This is a genomic window from Vibrio sp. ER1A (genome assembly GCF_000733315.1).
GTDB lineage: Bacteria > Pseudomonadota > Gammaproteobacteria > Enterobacterales > Vibrionaceae > Vibrio > Vibrio mediterranei.
On record NZ_JPJA01000074.1, the window covers coordinates 1 to 2,013 of the forward strand.

At 35.5% G+C, this 2,013-nt stretch carries 3 protein-coding genes; all 3 read right to left on the reverse strand.

Annotation, left to right across the window (positions count from 1 at the left end):
* Positions 1–154: 154 nt before the first annotated feature.
* The 3 genes from HW45_RS04780 to HW45_RS04790 are packed head-to-tail and all read right to left on the reverse strand — an operon-like array spanning position 155 to position 1,377.
* Entirely contained in the window at positions 155–526 is a 372-nt protein-coding gene (locus tag HW45_RS04780; protein ID WP_038225313.1) for a hypothetical protein, read from the reverse strand.
* A gap of 54 nt (positions 527–580) precedes the next feature.
* A complete protein-coding gene (locus HW45_RS04785) occupies positions 581–826 on the reverse strand; it encodes a hypothetical protein (protein ID WP_038225314.1) in 246 nt (81 codons plus the stop codon).
* A 26-nt stretch (positions 827–852) separates the two neighbouring features.
* The gene (locus tag HW45_RS04790; RefSeq protein WP_038225315.1) at positions 853–1,377 is read right to left on the reverse strand and encodes a hypothetical protein; all 525 of its coding nucleotides are present in this window, start codon (positions 1,375–1,377) and stop codon (positions 853–855) included.
* Positions 1,378–2,013 lie beyond the last annotated feature (636 nt).

A 2,013-nucleotide genomic window follows, 5' to 3' on the forward strand; every position in this document is an offset into this window, starting at 1 on the left:
AGTTAATGCCGTTTAGCATTGCTAATAACTCGAATGAACTATTAGCAATACCCTACAATGTAGGGCATTACGAAACTAATAGAGAATATGAAAACTACGAAAAGGACCGTGTTACCATGTATTTATTATATTCCTGCGAGGCTTCGAATAAACATTATTTGGTAACGCATGTGCCTTTGAGGATTAGACGGTTATCTTCGCCAAACTTCAGGACGAACTTATCTTTAAATCGTTTCATATACGGAGTAAAATCGCCGTATTCGCCTTGAATGTGGATTTCAGTAACACCGTATCCCATATCGACGTTCTTAGTAATGATTGTTTCGTCTTGTAGTTCGCTATCGATAAAAGTGTATTCTGGGATTTTATCAAAGTATGGTTTAACATTATCGCCATCAGCCATAAACATTTCGTGTTTACCACTCATAAGATATATTTCTTTGCCTGTACAGATTTCCGTATTAGCGAATACGTTAGTTGATAACAGTAGTGTTACAGAAGCTAGTAGTGTTTTGAATGATTTCATTTTATATTCCATGTTGATATGGGCTATCTTATTCAATAACCCATATAAGTAAACTTATTTCAATTTCGACAAATCGCCGATAAATTGTGCCTTAGTAGACATGATGTATGCGTCTTTAAACGACTCGATTTCAGACTCTAGTTTGTATAACGAATACGAGTATCCATTTGCCTTAGCGCATTTGATAAAATCAATGCTTGCTGGTCTGTCTTTTGCACACCATAGTTGATATAAACGGCAGCGATTTTCGTTGTTTTTAATCGCGTTTACTTGAGTAAGTGGATTTGCTTTACGTCCCATTTTTACGTCCCTGTATAAAATGAAAATTAAATTGTATTGAAGTGGTTTAGCATTTGATGGTAGTTCTTGTCCTTGAACCCATTTGCTACTGCTAGTTTTCTAAACTTGTGTCTTGAAGGTTTATCGTTATCAATCCATAACTTATGTAGTTTGTTAAAGTTAGGGTCTTTATTAATACGTGTCTTGCCTTTTAACGACCGTGATATTGCTTGTTTGTGTTCTTCTGATAACGGGATTCCAACTTTGTTTTCGTTGGTTTGACCGCCAATCCCACCTTTAGCAATATTCAAGCATTTATCACCAAACTTATCTTTTAACTTAGCGATTGTTTCTATTTCACAAATTGAAGCATCGATTTGGTTATCAAACTCTTGAACGATTGTTCTTTCAGCATTTTTATAAACGAGTGTTTTAACGTTTTTGCCTGAACCGAAATAAGTTGAACTTAAGTTTGCCTTAACACGTTTACCAGCATAGTAATATTTTTCGTTTGTTGCTGTTGTAAATGTTGAAATGTAAACGACTGTTGGCTTATAAAGATTGTGTTTCATGATTGTTTCCTTAACTGTATTGATATATGTATTTATATAACTTGGAAACAGTTACCTTTTAACAATGCTGGTCATTTTGGTCTTAGTATTGGTTTGGTAATGGAAGGGCATTTAGGGCACTTGTATGGCTTCAGGCTGGTCGATAACGTTTGGTCTTTATGGTTTATAAGGTAACAGGATTTATTCTAGAGGTGATAAAGGAAGGGTCTAGATTTGCTTCAGGCTCGAAACAGAATAACTAGAAGAATAACGATATGATTCTGCCCGTAGGGCAGATTTTGTCAATTTCTCGTTATAATATATTAAGGCCATAATTGACAAAATAATGTTATCAAGAATAACTAGAACAACATCGTTATCAAGAATGAAAAAGGAAGAAGCGAAACGCCTCGACGGAACGGCGATAATCATTGTTATCGATAACTGTTGAGTCAATCTAGTAATTGCTGTTAATGGTTTGTCTAGAAAAATTAAAATCAAGACAGTTATTGAATTAGGCGTTCCGCCCGACGTTCCGTCGTAACTTTGTTTTTCTTTCTAGTGATGTTGAACATTTGGTTTTGAGGGACGAGGCGGAATCGACTTGTCAGATGCTTATAATATATAGAGCCCCGAACCATTGGTACGCCTAGCTTG